Origin of the sequence: Synechococcus sp. W4D4, from assembly GCF_047716805.1 — a bacterium.
Lineage (GTDB): Bacteria > Cyanobacteriota > Cyanobacteriia > PCC-6307 > Cyanobiaceae > Vulcanococcus.
The window spans coordinates 857544-873127 of the sequence record NZ_CP180404.1; the positions used below are offsets into that span (position 1 = coordinate 857544).

17 protein-coding genes are annotated in these 15584 nt (G+C 60.4%); 11 read left to right on the top strand and 6 right to left on the bottom strand.

The features are described from left to right. Positions 1 to 206 precede the first annotated feature (206 nt). Entirely contained in the window at positions 207 to 698 is a 492-nt protein-coding gene (locus tag ACLM42_RS04685; RefSeq protein ID WP_415399903.1) for a WbuC family cupin fold metalloprotein, read from the top strand. After that, positions 691 to 1329: a hypothetical protein gene (locus ACLM42_RS04690; RefSeq protein WP_415399904.1), complete on the top strand. Its 639-nt coding sequence runs from the start codon at positions 691 to 693 to the stop codon at positions 1327 to 1329. Before ACLM42_RS04685 ends, ACLM42_RS04690 begins: the two co-directional genes overlap by 8 nt. Here ACLM42_RS04690 and ACLM42_RS04695 read toward each other — a convergent pair. After that, positions 1299 to 1775, bottom strand: coding sequence for an NUDIX hydrolase (locus ACLM42_RS04695; protein ID WP_415399905.1), 477 nt, complete (start codon positions 1773 to 1775; stop codon positions 1299 to 1301). The two genes, ACLM42_RS04690 and ACLM42_RS04695, sit on opposite strands and share 31 nt — an antisense overlap. Before the next feature lie 38 nt (positions 1776 to 1813). Between ACLM42_RS04695 and ACLM42_RS04700 the strand changes: the two genes are divergently transcribed. Continuing rightward, positions 1814 to 3343 carry an alpha/beta fold hydrolase gene (locus ACLM42_RS04700; protein WP_415399906.1) on the top strand — a complete coding sequence of 510 codons (1530 nt, stop codon included), beginning with the start codon at positions 1814 to 1816 and terminating at the stop codon, positions 3341 to 3343. A 93-nt stretch (positions 3344 to 3436) separates the two neighbouring features. On the opposite strand, the gene ACLM42_RS04705 is transcribed toward ACLM42_RS04700, so the two are convergent. Further along, positions 3437 to 4249, bottom strand: a complete 813-nt coding sequence (locus tag ACLM42_RS04705; RefSeq protein ID WP_415399907.1) for an ABC transporter ATP-binding protein — start codon at positions 4247 to 4249, stop codon at positions 3437 to 3439. 55 nt (positions 4250 to 4304) lie between these two features. On the opposite strand from ACLM42_RS04705, the gene ACLM42_RS04710 reads away from it, so the two are divergent. The 6 genes from ACLM42_RS04710 to ACLM42_RS04735 all read left to right on the top strand — a co-directional run bounded on the left by ACLM42_RS04710 (position 4305) and on the right by ACLM42_RS04735 (position 8786). After that, entirely contained in the window at positions 4305 to 5129 is an 825-nt protein-coding gene (locus ACLM42_RS04710) for a PAS domain-containing protein (RefSeq protein ID WP_415399908.1), read from the top strand. Between the two features lie 257 nt (positions 5130 to 5386). Continuing rightward, the gene (locus ACLM42_RS04715; RefSeq protein ID WP_247911055.1) at positions 5387 to 5569 is read left to right on the top strand and encodes a hypothetical protein; all 183 of its coding nucleotides are present in this window, start codon (positions 5387 to 5389) and stop codon (positions 5567 to 5569) included. A gap of 24 nt (positions 5570 to 5593) precedes the next feature. Then, complete coding sequence (locus tag ACLM42_RS04720) at positions 5594 to 5905, top strand: thioredoxin family protein (protein WP_247911054.1); 312 nt, start codon at positions 5594 to 5596, stop codon at positions 5903 to 5905. A 319-nt stretch (positions 5906 to 6224) separates the two neighbouring features. Then, positions 6225 to 7268: a polysaccharide pyruvyl transferase CsaB gene (gene csaB / locus ACLM42_RS04725; protein WP_415399909.1), complete on the top strand. Its 1044-nt coding sequence runs from the start codon at positions 6225 to 6227 to the stop codon at positions 7266 to 7268. Continuing rightward, a complete protein-coding gene (locus tag ACLM42_RS04730; RefSeq protein ID WP_415399910.1) occupies positions 7259 to 8461 on the top strand; it encodes a glycosyltransferase in 1203 nt (400 codons plus the stop codon). The genes csaB and ACLM42_RS04730 overlap by 10 nt, the downstream gene beginning before the upstream one ends. 142 nt (positions 8462 to 8603) lie before the next feature. Beyond that, entirely contained in the window at positions 8604 to 8786 is a 183-nt protein-coding gene (locus tag ACLM42_RS04735) for a hypothetical protein (protein WP_247911051.1), read from the top strand. Between the two features lie 5 nt (positions 8787 to 8791). On the opposite strand, the gene ACLM42_RS04740 is transcribed toward ACLM42_RS04735, so the two are convergent. The 3 genes from ACLM42_RS04740 to ACLM42_RS04750 form a co-directional block, all read right to left on the bottom strand. After that, positions 8792 to 9352, bottom strand: coding sequence for a peroxiredoxin (locus ACLM42_RS04740; protein WP_415400126.1), 561 nt, complete (start codon positions 9350 to 9352; stop codon positions 8792 to 8794). A gap of 31 nt (positions 9353 to 9383) precedes the next feature. Further along, positions 9384 to 9620 carry a 50S ribosomal protein L28 gene (gene rpmB, locus ACLM42_RS04745; RefSeq protein ID WP_010317109.1) on the bottom strand — a complete coding sequence of 79 codons (237 nt, stop codon included), beginning with the start codon at positions 9618 to 9620 and terminating at the stop codon, positions 9384 to 9386. Positions 9621 to 9682: 62 nt separating this feature from the next. Next, on the bottom strand, positions 9683 to 10714 hold the full coding sequence (locus ACLM42_RS04750) for a mechanosensitive ion channel family protein (RefSeq protein ID WP_247911049.1): 1032 nt from the start codon (positions 10712 to 10714) through the stop codon (positions 9683 to 9685). Positions 10715 to 10815: 101 nt separating this feature from the next. On the opposite strand from ACLM42_RS04750, the gene ACLM42_RS04755 reads away from it, so the two are divergent. Next, positions 10816 to 12330, top strand: a complete 1515-nt coding sequence (locus ACLM42_RS04755; protein WP_415399911.1) for an FGGY family carbohydrate kinase — start codon at positions 10816 to 10818, stop codon at positions 12328 to 12330. Then, positions 12290 to 13873, top strand: a complete 1584-nt coding sequence (locus ACLM42_RS04760; RefSeq protein WP_415399912.1) for an FAD-dependent oxidoreductase — start codon at positions 12290 to 12292, stop codon at positions 13871 to 13873. The genes ACLM42_RS04755 and ACLM42_RS04760 overlap by 41 nt, the downstream gene beginning before the upstream one ends. On the opposite strand, the gene ACLM42_RS04765 is transcribed toward ACLM42_RS04760, so the two are convergent. Beyond that, a complete protein-coding gene (locus ACLM42_RS04765; RefSeq protein ID WP_415399913.1) occupies positions 13783 to 15531 on the bottom strand; it encodes an alpha-amylase family glycosyl hydrolase in 1749 nt (582 codons plus the stop codon). The genes ACLM42_RS04760 and ACLM42_RS04765 overlap by 91 nt on opposite strands. Positions 15532 to 15584: the final 53 nt, after the last annotated feature.

The window sequence follows — 15584 nt, forward strand, 5'->3', positions numbered from 1 at the left end:
GGACGAATGTGCAATCGTCACACTAGCGAGGTTTAACCCCCAAGGGCGGTCAGCAAGCCGACGCTGCAGCTGGTCAGACTGACGGCAATCAGAGGTCGGATCCAATCGGGCATGGCCACTGCTCATGACTCAGCCACAGTCGCTGACCCATCCCAGGCTGTCGGTACGTGTCGCTACCGACCTGTGTTGATTCCTCGTTGTTGTCGATGACTGCGCCTGCGCTCCAATTGATTGATCAAGACCTGTTTGATCAGGTGGCGCTGCGCTCGCGCCAGAGCGATCGCCAACGGATGAATTTCAACCTGCACCAGGAGAGCGATCTGGTGCAGCGTTTCTTGAACGTCATGCAGCCCGGTACTTATGTCAGGCCGCATCGGCACAGCCGTCAGGGAACAGGGGAGGGGTTTGAGTGTTTTGTGGTGCTTCAGGGCTCAATCGGTGTTCTGCTGTTTGACGACAATGGAGTGTGTATTCAGCGCCACCGGCTCGATGCCGCGGGCCCAGTTCGTGGCCTGCAACTGAGCGAGGGATCGTTCCACTCCCTGGTCGCCTTGACGGCCGATACGGTCATCTTTGAGCTCAAACAAGGTCCTTACCAGCCCCTGGCCGACAAAGACTTTCTGGTTGGGTTTCCCCAGGAAGGCGAGCTTGAATCGGTGAACCAGGAAGTCGAGTGGAGGAGCTTGTTTGATGTCTGAGCTCTCGGCCTTCCTGGAATGGAATACGCCCGACCTGCTTGCCGATGACGTCCGAGAGGCCAGCTGCCACTGGTTGGTTCTAAAAGGCCTGGAACTCGACCCGGGTCCCTCCAAGCCCAATGCCGATCTTCAGTCCCTTGTGTTGCCGCTGAAGGGTTGGCAATTGGCAATTTCTACGGCGGCGTTCTACAGCTCAGCCGACCAGCTGAAGCCAGGCACGGTTCAGTTCCGTATCCCCGGTGGTGAGGCCACCACCTTGTTGTTTGCTTTGTTGGGGGAGAGCACTTCTGCTCCGACCAATCCCCTTGAGCCAGCGCAATGGCTGTTTTGGCTCGTCCCCACCGCGAAGTTGCATCCCGATCGCCAATCGATTGGCTTGAACCCCCTGAAGCGTGCCTTTGGTGAGGGTCTGACTTTTGATGCGTTACTGGCACGGCTGCAACCGAAGCGACCGGTGTTTCGCATCGTTCTTGATGGGCAGGACGCCAATCCGCACCCAAGTGATCCCATTGCGGGGCAGGACTTCGAGAGTTACGACGCGGCCTATGACGTCCTTGAGCGCTACTACGCCGATCTTTGTTGCTCCGACGAGCGCAGTTATTACCGCATTGTTGAGCGTCCCCCGGCTTGATATCGGCCTAGGGCTTCCAGTGTTGATTCGGCCAGGGGGCGAGAGGTCTGCAGTTTCGAGCTGAACCCTTGGCCCGACTCCAGAAGCTCCGGTGGGAACAGCGCCAGGTCCTGCCCCTCCATCAAGTCCAGCCGGCAAAGCGGTATCTGCAGAGGTGCACGGAAGATATGACGGATTTTGCTGGGGCTGCGGGAGACGTACCAAGGCTCCACGGAGCCCACCTCCAGCCGGATTTCTTCCCAGAGTTCCCGGCGCAGCGCTTGTTCTGGGGATTCCCCTGGATCGAGGTGACCACCAAACAGACCCCAGCAGCCAGGGGCAACGATTCCTGCAAGGTCATCGCGCAACTGCAGTAGCCAGCAGCCGTCTTTCTCAAGAACAGCCAGTGCGACCTCCACTGGAGCGTCGTGTTGGAGGGAAGAGGACGGGGTGCCGATCGCAGTCATGCCCCGATGATGGAGAGCGGATCGCGGCTGCGCCTGTGTTGAGCTTCCAGTGGTTTCAGCGGCTGAGCCTGGCCCTGCTCGCCGCCGCCTCTCTCCCCTTCACGGCAGCGCCAAGTCGCGCGATTGAAGAGGTTCTGATCGAGCTGCCCCTCTTGCAGACGAGTTTCAGCGTTCGGATCAGCGAGCTGAAAAGCCCCCATGCCCTGATGGCTGGTCGCAGCGACTTGGCGGAATTGGACCGCGCCTCCAATGGCGCAGTCAGCCAGGCCCTGCTTCAGCTGCTTCAGCGGCCAATTCCGATCTCCCTCACCCGATTGGCGGATGGCTCCGTTGGATCACCGCTGTTGGAGCAGGCCCTTCTGGTGGTGTCATCCCTTGGGACCATCGAAGCCCGTCGTCCTGATCTCACCGGCAATACTTTTCGGATGGCTCTGGAGCAAGCCATGGCCAACTCCAACAGTGGTGTTCCAACCCTGGTGGAGCTCATTGAGGCGCTGCCTGGTCAGCGTGTTCGCTTCAACCTTGGACAGGTGCGCACAATCTTGGGCCGGATGCTGGCTCAGCGCGCCCAGGCCAACAGTTTTTTTGCGCAAGCTGATCCCCCTGTTCTGCCTATGGCTCCTGCAAAGGAGACATCTCAATCCGCACGGCAACGTCAGGTTCGTCTTCAAGTCAACCACCGCCCAGAACCGTTGGATGTGCTGCTGGTCGAACCCACTCAACGGCGCAATGGACGCTTGGTCCTGATCTCCCACGGTCTTTGGGACAGCCCAAGGAACTTCGCCTCTTGGGGCACTGTGCTGGCTTCCCGCGGCTACACAGTGGCCTTGCCCCGCCACCCCGGCAGCGACAACAAGGAGCAGGTGCGCATGCTCACCGGCGCCGTTCCACCGCCCAAACCCGTTGAGTTGGGCCTGCGCTTTCGCGACCTCAGTGCTTTGACCGATGCTGTAGCGGCCGGTCAGCTGTCGGGTGTCTCTGGGGTCAACGCCGATGCGGTGGTCGTCATTGGCCACTCATGGGGAGCGACGACGGCGCTGCAGCAGGCGGGATTGGTGCCGCAAGCCGCAAAGCTAAAAAGCCGTTGCCCACAACTGGATGATCCCCAGCGCAATCTGAGTTGGACTCTCCAATGCAGCTGGTTGGATGGCGTGGACCAGGCGGCACTCCAGGATCAACGCGTTGTGGCGGCGGTGGCTGTATCGCCCCCGATGTCATTGCTGTTTGCGATGCCGGAACTGCGCGCCACTAGTGCCCGTCTCCTGGTTGTCAGCGGCACCCATGACTGGGTTGTTCCTCCCGATCCGGAGGCGATTACGCCGATGCGTCAGGCGGTGCCCTTCGGCCACCAGTTGGTCTTGGCCAAGGGCGGCGATCATTTCAACCTGCGGCCTGGTGAACAGGTCAATGGTGGGGTGCTGGGTCCATTGCTCCTGGCCTGGGTCGATGCTGTTTACCAGGCTGGTTCAACGCTCGTTCCGCGCCCCGGCGCTGAACCTCTCCTTGGCGCTGGACCCTGGGGCAATGACTCCATTCCGCTGAAGGACATCAGCCCTACCCTTCGCTAGGAACGGTTGAGTTGTTCTACCCATCGCCTGCTGAGGTTGGCTCCGGTTCTATGGCAGCGAAGCCTCCTCACACAGCCCTGACCGGGCTGTTTTTTATGGCTTGATCCCTAGCGGTTTTGATTGCGGTACAGCCTGGCGCCATCCCCCCTGCTGAAGAACAGCAATCGGTGTCTCAAAACAATCACTGAGGCCTTTGCTGGTGAGTCGATCCGCCGCAGCACCATCCGCAACGATGGAGCCTTGCTTGATTAGAACTGCCCGTTGGATCTCCGGAATGACGGCATCCAACTGATGCGTCACCAGCAGCAGTGTGGTGCCCTGCTGGCTCAGCGTTCTGAGTGTTTCAAGCAACTGATGCTTGGCTTTGAAGTCGAGTCCGTTGGTTGGCTCATCGAGAACCAGAACCTCGGGCCTGTGAATCAGTGCCCGGCCTAAGAGCAACCGACGCCGCTGGCCATCCGAGCATTCACCAAAAGGACGACCACAGAGATCGGCTAGACCGATGGCCTCGAGTTGGTTAAACGCCTGTTCCCATTGCTGGCGGTTCGGTTGTTGGGGGCGTCCCAATCCGATTGATCCAAAGAGCCCAGAGAGAACGACCTCTTCAGCGGAGACGCTCGGGATGTATCCAGCTTGAAGATCGCTAGAGACAAAGCCAATCCGTTGGCGAAGTGCCCAGAGATTGACGGTGCTGCTGCCAAAGAGGTGAAGCGATGACCCCGGCTTGACCACCGGATAGAGGCTGCGACTGATCAGCTTGATCAAGGTGCTTTTCCCGGCACCGTTGGGACCGAGTAGCACGGTGGGCTCCCCCAGTCGCAGGGTCAGATTCAGGCCGTCGAAGATTCTGCGAGAGCCAAGCCATGCCTCAACGGCGATGGCTTCGAAGTAAGGGGCCGCAACCATCTCCTTAGCATCGGCCCTGGAACGACCGATAGGGTTGGTGCCTGGGGAATCTGGAATGCAACCTTTCTTCCTGCTTGAGCCCGGTGATGGTCTGGTGCTCTGCGGGGCGAATGGCCAAGTCAGCCATGTGGGTCGCACCGCAATGCATCGCCTGGGGCATCAGTCCCAGGAGTGGTGTGGCCAATTCATTCGCGATTGCTGGCCTCAGCTGGCCGATCTGATCTTCCAAGAGCACCGGCGCCTCACGGAGGGACCGCGGGACCATGTCCTCCCTCTCCCCCATCCCACCGGCGTTGAGTTGGCCACTCGAATACGGCTGTTTGCTTGTGACTCTGGTTTTGGTGTTGGCGTGTTGCGGCGTCGTGCCCAGCGTCTTGATGCCTCCCCCGAAGAAACCAACGAAGACGCCTATCGGCGATTGCTCGAGGGTGTCCTCGACACGGCCCAAGACGCCGTTCTCGTGACCCTGGCCGAGCCGTTGGATGCTCCTGGACCAGTGATTGTTTATGCCAATCAATCGCTCTTGGAGCAAACGGGCTACGCACTCCATGAGGTCCTTGGCCGGAGTCCGCGTTTGTTCCAAGGACCTGAGACATCGCGGGACAGTACGGCTGCCCTGCGGGCGGCCATGGATCAGTGGAAGCCGGCCACCATGCAGGTGATTAATTACCGGCGTGATCAATCCACCTGTTGGATCGAGCTCAAGGTCTCGCCCTTGGCGGATTCCACCGGCTGGTACACCCACTGGGTTTCCGTGCAACGGGATGTCACCGACCGCGTGCTGCTGGAGCGCCAGCTCGCTCAAGAGGCAAGGGCTTTGGCCGACAAACTCGATACCAAGCAGGAAGTGACTGGTCTCAATGCGGATCTCTCGCCCTAGAGCCAGCTGCGGCAGGGCCGATCCCTGACCTGACACCTGCAAGCTGAGTCCTGCTTTACGTCTCTTTACAATTGAGGCACTGGGTTTGGTCCTTTGCTGTCCCGCGTCGCGATTGATTTCGTCAGCACGGTCTTTGGCCTGCCCTTGCGTCAGCTGGTGCTGGCCTGCAGCTTTGCCCCTGCCTATCTGCCGGTTCCCGTTCTGCGTTGACATCCCCCTGATTGCGGCCATCGTTGCGGCAGCGATTCGCCAGGGAGATGCACAGCCTTCCATTTTTGGGTGACGAGCGCGTCAAGGTCACCTGCGATATCCGCCGCGTCCACTTAGCTCGCCTCGACGCACTGAAGGAGGAATGGGGTTTGCCATCTCGGGCGGCTGCATTGCAACGTCTTCTCGATGTTTGTTTCTTGGGTGAGATCAGCTTCGATCAATGCCTCTAAGTTTCTGAGGTTGCAGCAGACGACATGGCGTTAACGGTCCTCAAGTTCAGTTCCGAGGATTGCGGCACATGCCATCGGATGAGCCACTACGACGCGAAAGTGGTCGAAGAACTGGGTTGCATCTTTGTCAGTGTGATGCTGCAGGACACCGAGACCTATCGGAAGTACCGCAAGATTCTTCTGGCGCAGTACCCGAATAAGGAGGGCATGGGCTGGCCGACCTATCTCCTCGTGGAGAATCTCGAGGCCGAGTTCACGATCCACGGGGAGCTGAAAGGAGGGATGCCCAAAGGGGATTTCAGAACTCGTCTTTCAGCACTGTTGCCCAACCTTTGAAATTTCTTCCGTTCTGGCGGTTGTGCCTCGGATCGGCTGACGCTCTAGTGACGTAGGTCCTCATGGCTGAATGTCGGATTTACAGCAGATCCCTGCTTGGATTCATCGGGGGTGCCGTATCGCTCTACAGGCCCATCCCCAACAACCCCATTGCTTTGAAATCCGTCACAGCAGTGGCTTGTTTTTGGGAACAACCGCATCGCTTGATCATGCGCGTGAATTGATCGATCAGGAACTTCCTTTGCTGCGTCAACGGCTTGTGGCAGTGGCCTAGGCGATTTCCATCGATGCGAAACTGGTGATCGCGCGATGCAGTGGTGTGCCCCAGTCTGTTTTGCTCTGCGGCTACTACGGCGAACACAACCTGGGGGATGACGCACTCCTGCAGGCGCTGCTGGGAGAGCTTCCTGAGTCCCTAACCCCCGTTGTCACGGCCTTTGATGAAGTCGAGGTTCAGCAACGGCATGGCGTTGAGACCGTCCAACGGCGAGATCTGAAGGCAGTTCTCGCTCGTCTGCGCTCCTGCCAGGCACTGGTGTTAGGTGGCGGCAGCCTGTTGCAGGACAGCACCAGCTTCAACAGCCTCCTTTATTACGGCGCCTTGCTCACGGCGGCGCGCCTGCAGGGGAAACCTGTCGTCCTCTGGGCCCAGGGCCTGGGTCCGCTCAAGCGCAGACGCAGTCGCGCGTTGGTCCGTCTGCTTTTGCGGATGACCACTGCCGTTAGTTGGCGTGATCCCGAATCGGCAACCTTGGCTCGCGGTTTGGGCTGTGATGCCGAGCATGCTGGCGATGCGGTTTGGTTGCTGCCGCCGCAGCAATGGCTTGGCCGTGGCGGTCCGATCGTTGTCTGTTGGCGTCCGACCCCCCTGCTCCAGGGGACCGATTGGAGTCCCTATCTCGAGGCCCTCGATCAGCTCGCTTCCCAGGCGGATCGCGAGGTGCTCTGGCTTCCGTTCCACCGCGAGCAGGACGGTTCGCTTCTGGAGCAGCTGCGCAGCGAAGGGTTGATGCCTGAGGGGTTATCCCGGCGTAGCCGCCAACTCAGCGCTGGCCATCCCAGGGAGGCGATGGCGGTGTTCCGCTCTTCTGGCCTAGTGCTAGCGATGCGTCTGCATGCCCTGATCTTGGCTGCCCTCTCCGGTGCTCCAGTCAGTGCTCTGAGCTATGACCCCAAGGTCAAGGCCTGTGCTGATCAGTTGCGTTGCGATGCCTTGGATGTGGCCTCTAGCAGGTCGGCATCCGAGTGCCTGCAGCAGTGGAGCCGGAGCTTGGATCAACCTCCAGCGAGCTCCGTGATTGCCTCGATTCGCTCGACCTTGGAGCTGCATCGGCGGATTCTGAAGAGCGCTCTATGCCGCTGATCCTCTGGCTGGCTAGCGCCAGCAGTGCCTGCTTGCTGCTGTTGTTGCTGGCCCTCGAGCTGCAACTGGGCCGCGCACCGAGGCTGAGCGCGAGTGGCTCGCAGGAACGGCCCAGCGGCTGTAGCTGGTTGCGGATCCTGGTGCCCGCCTACAACGAGCACGACAACATCACGGACTGTCTCGGAGCCATCGTCGCTGCACTACCGCCTGATTGGCCGATCGAGCTGGTGGTGATCGACGATGCCTCTAGCGATGACACCCAGGCCTTGGCCGACTCGGCGCGCCTGGCCTGCCCGCGCACGGATTTGAGCTGGAGAGTTGTGCAAGCCGGCCCACGTCCCGGCGGTGAGCGTTGGTCGGGCAAAAACTGGCCGGCAAGCGTGGGGGCTGATTTGTCTTGGCCCGTCGGCGATGCCTCCAGCCAGTGGTTGCTTTTCCTGGATGCCGATGTGCGTTTACGCCCGGGTGTCATCGAGGCCGCCCTTCAAGAGGCCTGCTCGCAAGGCAGTGACCTACTGACCCTGGCTCCGCGCCTGGAATGCAGTTGTTTGGCGGAATGGTTGGTCCAGCCAATCGTGGCGACGTTGCTCGGCCTTGGCTTCCCGATTCGCCGCAGCAATGACCCCGATGATCCAACCGCTTTTGCGGCGGGGCCCTTCATGCTCTTTCGCTATTCCAGCTACCGAGCCATTGGTGGTCACCGTGGAGTTGCCTCGGAAGTGGTTGAGGATCTCGCCCTGGCGCGCAAGATCAAGCAAGCGAATCTCCGCTTGCGGTATTTGCTGGGTGTGGATCTTGTCGACCTGCAGATGTATCGCTCCCTGGCTGCCCTCTGGGAAGGCTGGACCAAAAACTGGTTCTTGGGGGTGGATCGCAATTGGTTCAAGGCGGCAGGGAGCGTAGGCGTCGTGCTTCTTTTGTTCGCGGGGCCTTGGGTCGCTGCTGCTCTGTTGCTTCTCCAGCAACTGTTGGGGGGAGCAGTGATGCCGCTCACGGCCATCACTGTCGGGGCGTCATTGGTTTTGGTTTTGGCGATTCGTCTTTGGAGTTCCTGGCGCTTTGGCACGCCGATCCGCTTTTGGTGGCTTAGCTGGCTGGGTGCGTTCTTGATTGCAGCCATCGTTCCGGCCAGCATCTGGAAGACGACCACGGGCCGTGGCTGGACCTGGCGGGGACGTTTGCTCGAGGGCTAGGTGTCAACGGATGCGCGCGTCTCTGGTGCACTCCAGTTGTTCCTCCTTCGGCCGTTCGCACAACCGCCATCGTTTGAGTCGAAGCACCTATGGCACGGGCTATCCAGCCGAGCCACTCTCTGCTCGTTCCTCCTGCACACCCATGGCCCAGTCCCCTGTGTTGGTTGATCCTCAAGGTGGAGCCATCTACCAACTGCGCTCCAGCGAAGGAGATCTCTTCCAGGTTTGCTTCGAAGGAAGCTGCCTCTACTGCGACAGCCTTCCTGTTGGCCAGGCGCATCTGCGCTTGATGGAGGAGAAGCACTCTCGATTGTCTGTTGGCTGAGGGACTCAGCTTTTCGCTTGAAGTTGCTCCAAGCGTTCGAGGATCTCCCTGCTGTGACCCAGTGGCCTGACTGCGAGCCAGGTTTCTTTGAGTACCCCCTCTGGGTCAATGAGGAACGTGTGCCGTTGGGAGAAAGGAGGAATCCAGCTGCCATAGCGCTTGCTGATTTGGCCTCCGGGATCCGAGAGAAGCGGGTAGGTGAGGGCCTCACTGCCGCAGAACTCCTTGTGGGAGTCCGTGTCGTCGGCGCTAATGCCGACGACCTCGGCATTGAGAGCATGGAACCGCTGAAGATCCCGTTGAAACCCTTTGGCTTCAATCGTGCAGCCTTCGGTGAAATCGCGGGGATAGAAGTAGAGGACGAGCCACTGGCCTTGGAAGTCCCTCAGGCTTCGCTCCGCTTCGATGGCGCCGTCGTCGCCGGGGACCACTCCTGAGAGCATGAAATCTGGAGCCGGCTCACCAAGATCCGGCAGGGTGCCACCCATTGAAAATGCCTGTTGGGGTCTTCCCAACAGGCCGAGGGCCGCAGCACCGAAGGAGAGGAGCAGATCGCGGCGGTTCAAGAGCATCCTGAGGAACTCTCAGGATTGAAGCTCAGATCTTGGCCAGGTTGATGCCCAGCTGCTTGGCATAGGCGCCCAGACCCTTCTTCTGGATGGTCTTCAGGGCGCGGGTGGAGACCCGCAGCTTGACGTAGCGGTTGCCTTCGGCCCACCACAGACGGCGCTCTTGCAGATTGACCTGCTGAAGCTTCTTGGTGCGGATGTGGGAGTGCGAGACGGCCATGCCGTTGTTGGCGCGCTTGCCGGTGAGTTGGCAGACCCGGGACATGACCGTCTTCTAAAAACACAACATTGGGCATTTCGCCCAAGAGCAGATCATAGCAAGTGGGGTCACACCCCAGTCTCCAAAGCGTTGTGCAGGTGCAGGGTCTGGGTCGGGAAGGCGAATTCAATGCCCTCCTTGGCGAAGCGCTGAACAATGTCGAGATTGATCCGTTGCTGCGCTTCCATCGCCTGGATGTAGTTGTTCGAGGGAACGAAATACACCAGCTCAAAATCGAGGCTGCTGCTGTTAAACGCCACAAAATGGGCCCGGTCGAAGCGGGCATCACCGCCCTGCTCAACGATGGCTTTCAGAAGGCCTGGAATCCGCTCCAATGTGGAGTGGCTGGTGTCATAGGTCACCCCCAATCGATAGATCAGCCGCCGCTCTTGCATTTCCCCGTAGTTCGCCACCACCGAACTGGTGAGCGCGCTGTTGCTCATCACGATGGCTTCACCGTTGACGCTGCGCAGACGGGTGGAGCGAACCCCGACCCGATCCACCGTTCCCCAGACCTCGCCCACGTTGATGAACTGCCCGGGTTGGAAGGGCTTGTCCAGCAGGATCGTGATGTACTCAAAAAACTCAGAGACCGGCTGCTTCAAGGCCAAACCTGCTCCGATGCCACCAGCGCTGAGCAGGGCCCAGATCGCAGCCATCTGGACGCCAATGTTCTGCAGATAGAGAACAGTGCCGATGCTCCAGACCAGGGCGCGAAGCATTGGGGCAAGCGCCCGAAGCATGTTTCCGACTGCCGGATCTCCGCTGTGAACAGCGGAGCGTTGCAGCAGGCGCAGGCTGATGCGGTTGACCAGTCGCACCAGGAAGATCACCAGGATCAGCTTGGCGATGGTGAAGACCACTCGATCCGCCTCGGGAGGCGTTGGCACGAGCCACCAGGCCCAGCTGGCGCTGATCACCCAGCCCAGGATCGGGATGGTGTCAACGATGACCTGAACGATGAAGTCGTCGGTTTCACTCCTCGTTTTTCGTGTCAAGCGACCGAAAAATGCTCCAAAGACCCGGGCGGCGAGAAGCGATAGCAGCCCCCCTCCAAGCAGAGCCGCCAGGGCAGGCGCGAGTGTCCACAACGAGGTCATCAGCAGCAGCGACGTCATGCGATGGCACCACTGTCTCGTGCTGCGTCAACCCCCTGACAGATCCACTGAGTACCCGTAAGAGTGGGGAAACCCTTTTGCCTGTGTCCGAGTCCTATCTCTTAGCTCTCGATCAGGGCACCAGCAGTTCCCGAGCGGTTCTGTTTAACGCCCGAGGTGAGTCGGTCGCCTCGGCCCAAGTGTCCCTTGCGATCCACTATCCGGACGACGGCTGGGTGGAACAGGACGCCTCAGCGATTTGGCAGAGCCAGCTTGAGGCCATGGCTCTGCTGGAACAGGGTTTAAGCCCGCAGCAACGCCGTTCTGTTCAGGCCTGTGGCATCACCAACCAACGGGAAACCACCACCCTCTGGCGCCGCAGTACTGGAGAAGCCTTTGGCCCTTCCCTGGTCTGGCAAGACCGGCGGACCGCCGCGATCTGTGCCCGTTGGAAGAGCGAGCCAGCCGCAGCGCGCTGGCAGAGCCAGACAGGACTTGTGCTCGATCCCTATTTCAGCGCCAGCAAGGTCGCGTGGATGCTTGAGGCCCATCCTCAGGCCCAGCAGGCCTTAGAGGCGGATGACCTCTGTTTTGGCACGGTCGACAGCTGGCTGCTGTGGCACCTAACCGGAGGAACGCGTCATGCCACGGACATCAGCAATGCCAGTCGCACCCTTTTGCTGGATCTGGAGCAGTTGAGTTGGCTGCCTGAGGCAGTCCAGCGTGTTGGCCTGACCACCGCTGCACTTCCTGATCTGTTGCCGACCCGCAGCGCCTTCGGGGTGATTGCCGATGGGCTGCCCTTTGGCGGTGTTCCGATTACGGCGATGCTCGGTGATCAGCAGGCCGCCAGCTACGGCCAGTTCTGCCACCAACCGGGTCAGGCCAAATGCACCTACGGCACCGGTGCTTTTCTTGTAGTCAATTGCGGGAAACAACCGCAACGGGCCTCAGGAGGTCTCCTGAGCACCGTCGGCTGGAGCAATCGCGATGGCAGCACCACCTACTGCATTGAGGGCAGCCTCTTTAATGCCGGGACGGTGATCCAGTGGCTCCGTGATGGTCTCGGGATCATCAGCGAGTCCGCGGAGGTTGATGCCCTGGCTTCGCAGGTTGCAAGTGCTGGTGAGCTGATGCTCGTGCCGGCCTTCACCGGCTGGGGATCACCCCACTGGGATCCCAATGCCCGGGGGGTGCTGATTGGGATGACGCGCGACACCGGTGCTCCGCAGATTGCCAGGGCCGCCCTGGAGGGGATCGCCTTGGCTGTGACCGGTTTGTTGCGGGGGGCTGCGGAGGCCCTGGGAGCTCCACTGCAAACGATTGCCGTTGATGGGGGAGCCGCCGCTTCTGCGGTTTTGCTCCAAGCCCAGGCCGACAGTGCAGCTGTTCAGGTGGTGAGACCGGCCAACCTGGAATCCACGGCCCTTGGGGTGGCGCTGATGGCCGGTGAGTACGTCGATGTCGTGAGTGATCTCGAGTCCATCGCCGCGACCATCCGCAAGTCCTCAACCCAAGTGAGCCCGCAGAGAACCGAGGCCGAGCGGGAGCGCTGGCGACGCCGTTGGGATCAGGCGGTTGAGCGTTGTTTGGAGTGGCATGGCGATGGAACGGTTTGATCTCTTGATCATTGGCGGCGGCAGTAGTGGCGCCGCCCTGGCCTATGAGGCCGTGCGTCGTGGCTTGCGCGTGGCGTTGCTCGAGGCTGGCGATCCGGGCCAGGGCACGAGTTCCCGCAGCACCAAGCTTCTGCATGGGGGTGTTCGTTATCTCGAGCTGGCCTTTAAGCAACTCGACGCAGCCCAGTTGAAGTTGGTGCGGGAGGCCTTGGCTGAGCGGCAGTACTGGATCGATCAAGCTCCCTTTTTGGCCCAGTCCCTGCGCATAGCCCTGCCCACTCAGGGGCCCTTGGAGCAGGCCTACTTCCGAGTGGGGTTGGGGATGTATGACCTATTGGCTGGCTCAGCTGGTCTTGAGCCCAGCAGTGGTGTGGACCGCCAGCAGCTGCAACAGGTCCTGCCTGGCCTGAATTCTGATCGCCATAGTGCTGTGCTTTACAGCGATGGTCAATTCGACGATGCACGACTGAATCTGCTGTTGCTGCTGACGGCCCAGGCAGCCGGTGCAGTGGTCCAACGGGACTGCGCGGTCGTTGGTTTTGAGCTGGAGCAGGGCAGGGTGGTTGGCGTCACGGCTCGTCAGCCCGATGGCTCCACGAGCCACTGGTCGGCTCGCTGTGTGGTCAATGCCACGGGTATCCAGGCCGACAGCCTCCGTGCCCTGGCGGAGCCCAACTGCCAGCCGCGGCTGCTGGTGAGTCGTGGTGTCCATTTGGTTCTCGAAGAGCAGTTCTGTCCAAGCGGTGTCGGCCTGCTGATTCCCAAGACCAGTGATGGTCGTGTGATGTTTGTGCTGCCCTTCCAAGGCAGAACACTGGTGGGTACCACAGATACCCCCTGCAGGGTTGCGGAAGCGACCACGGTCTCCGATGCCGAGGAGGCGTTCCTGCTGGATCACCTCCGGCGCTGGTTCCCGGGCCAAACCAGCTTGACAGTGACCAGCCGGTGGGCCGGTGGTCGGCCCTTAATCCAGCCGGACTCCGAGCGCGGCAGTAGCAAGGTGGTTCGTGAACATGAAGTTGAGCAGCTTGATTGCGGTCTGATCAGCCTTCTTGGTGGCAAGTGGACCACCTGCAGAGTTCTGGCCGTTGATGCCCTGAAAGCCATCGCTGGCCAGCTGGGGCAGACGCTTCCTGCTCCAGACCCCATGCCGCTCCTGGGAGCTGCCCAATCCCCAGAGCAAACAACGGCTGATCTTTCAGACCTGCGCGCGCGGCTCGAGTGTGTGGTGCCGCGTGGTGCGCTCCAACATCAGCAAATCGACCATCTGATCGCCAATTACGGCCTGCAAGCCGAGCAGGTGCTCCAGCAGGGACTGGATGCCTCTGAAACGACACCCCTCAGCCCCGTGGTGCCCATTTGTGTGGCGGAGTGGCGCTACAACATCCAGTTTGAATGGGCGAAGACAGCAGCTGATCTGCTCAATCGGAGAAGCCGGATTGGCTTTCTCGATCAGGCCGAAGCGGAACGGCTCACGCCGGCTGCAGAGTCACTGTTGCTGGCGAGTTCCATATCCCCGATCAACCACCAGCCAAAGCCGTAGGCCTGCAGGTAGACGAACCAATCGCTCGAGGCTTCTGGGAATTCACACCCCCAGAGCAGTTCGCGGATTCGCTCCCCTTCCCAACGACTGAGGTCGATCTCGGTTGAGGCACCAGTGCCACTCAGATTGACGGCGACGAGCACAGTCATGGCCTCACAGCGGCGAATGAAGCTGACCACGCTCGGGTGATGGCTGGGCAGCAGTTCAAAATCGCCATGCTTCAGGGCCGGCAGCAGCTTGCGGCTCACCAGCATGTGCCGATGCCAATTAAGGAGCGACCCTTTAAGCGACTTCTGAACCTCAACGTTGATCACGCGGTAGTCGTAACCAGGCGCGGTAATCGGCGGCAGCACCAGAAGTGGATCAGGGGCTATAGAAAAGCCACCGTTGCGATCCGGACTCCAGGCCATAGGAGTGCGATTGGGGTCCCGGTCTCGCAGTCCTGGCCAGTCCCCCATTCCGAGCTCATCGCCGTAGTAGACGCATGGCATACCCGGCAGGCTGTAAAGCAGGGCGTGGAGCGCCATGTTGGGCCTGGTATCTCCGTTCAAGAGTGGTGCCAGCCTGCGATTGATTCCCCAGTTCAGCCAATGGCCATGGGCGGCGGGCAGCCCATGGCGCACCCAGTGAATGACCTCCTCAGGTACGAGATGGCCATCACCAAGCCACAGTTCATCGTGGTTCCGGAGCGGAAGGGCCCAGCCCCGGCCGCAGTCCAGGTTGCTGATTTCCTTGAGAAATCGGTTCAGTCCCTTGGTTTCGCCATGGGCTACAGAGGCGAAGAGATGGGCGGTGAGGGCGAAATTAAACGCCGCATTCAGTTCCCCGTCTTCGAGGTACGGCATCGCTTCATCGACCGGCTGAATCGCTTCAGCCAACAGAAGAATGTCGCGCCCAGGGTTCGCCCCGCTGTAGGCATCCACCCTTTGGCGCAGGGTTTTTAAAAAGGCATGGGTTTCCGGTAGACCCTCACAACGGGTTCCTTCTCGCTCAAAGAGAAAGGGAATGGCATCCAGCCGAAAGCCATCGATCCCACGGGCTAACCAGAAGTCCACGACCTGAAGCACCGCTTCCTGGACGGCGGGGTTGTCGTAGTTGAGGTCCGGTTGGTGATGCAGGAAACGATGCAGGTAGTACTGCTGTGCAATCGGATCCCAGGACCAATTGGAGTCCTCGAAGTGGCGGAAGAGGACAGGCGCATCCTTGTAGCCGTCGGGATCGTCTCGCCAGACATAGAAGTCGCGATCGGCGCTGCCCCGTTCAGCAAAACGTGCCCGTTGAAACCAGGGGTGAAGCTGACTGGTGTGGTTCAACACCAGGTCAATGACCACCCGGATCCCATGGGCATGGGCGGCTTCGATAAAGCGATGAAACGCGTCGAGGTCCCCAAGCTCCGGATGGATATCGGTGAAGTCGGTGATGTCGTACCCCCCATCCCGCAGGGGAGACGGGTAGATCGGGGTCATCCAGATCGCATCGACCCCGAGCCAGCGCAGGTAGCCCAGACGTTTGGTGAGACCGCCGAAATCCCCGATCCCATCCCCATCGGAATCGCTGTAACACCGGGGGATCAGTTCATAGATAACCGCCCCATCCCACCAGGGATGTTGTCCCGGTGCTGGGGGCCAGGTTTGTGTCCTGCTGGCCCCCTCTGGCATCAGAACGAACGGTGACTACCCCTGGGATAGGCCGTTCTGGAGCTGCTGTCAGC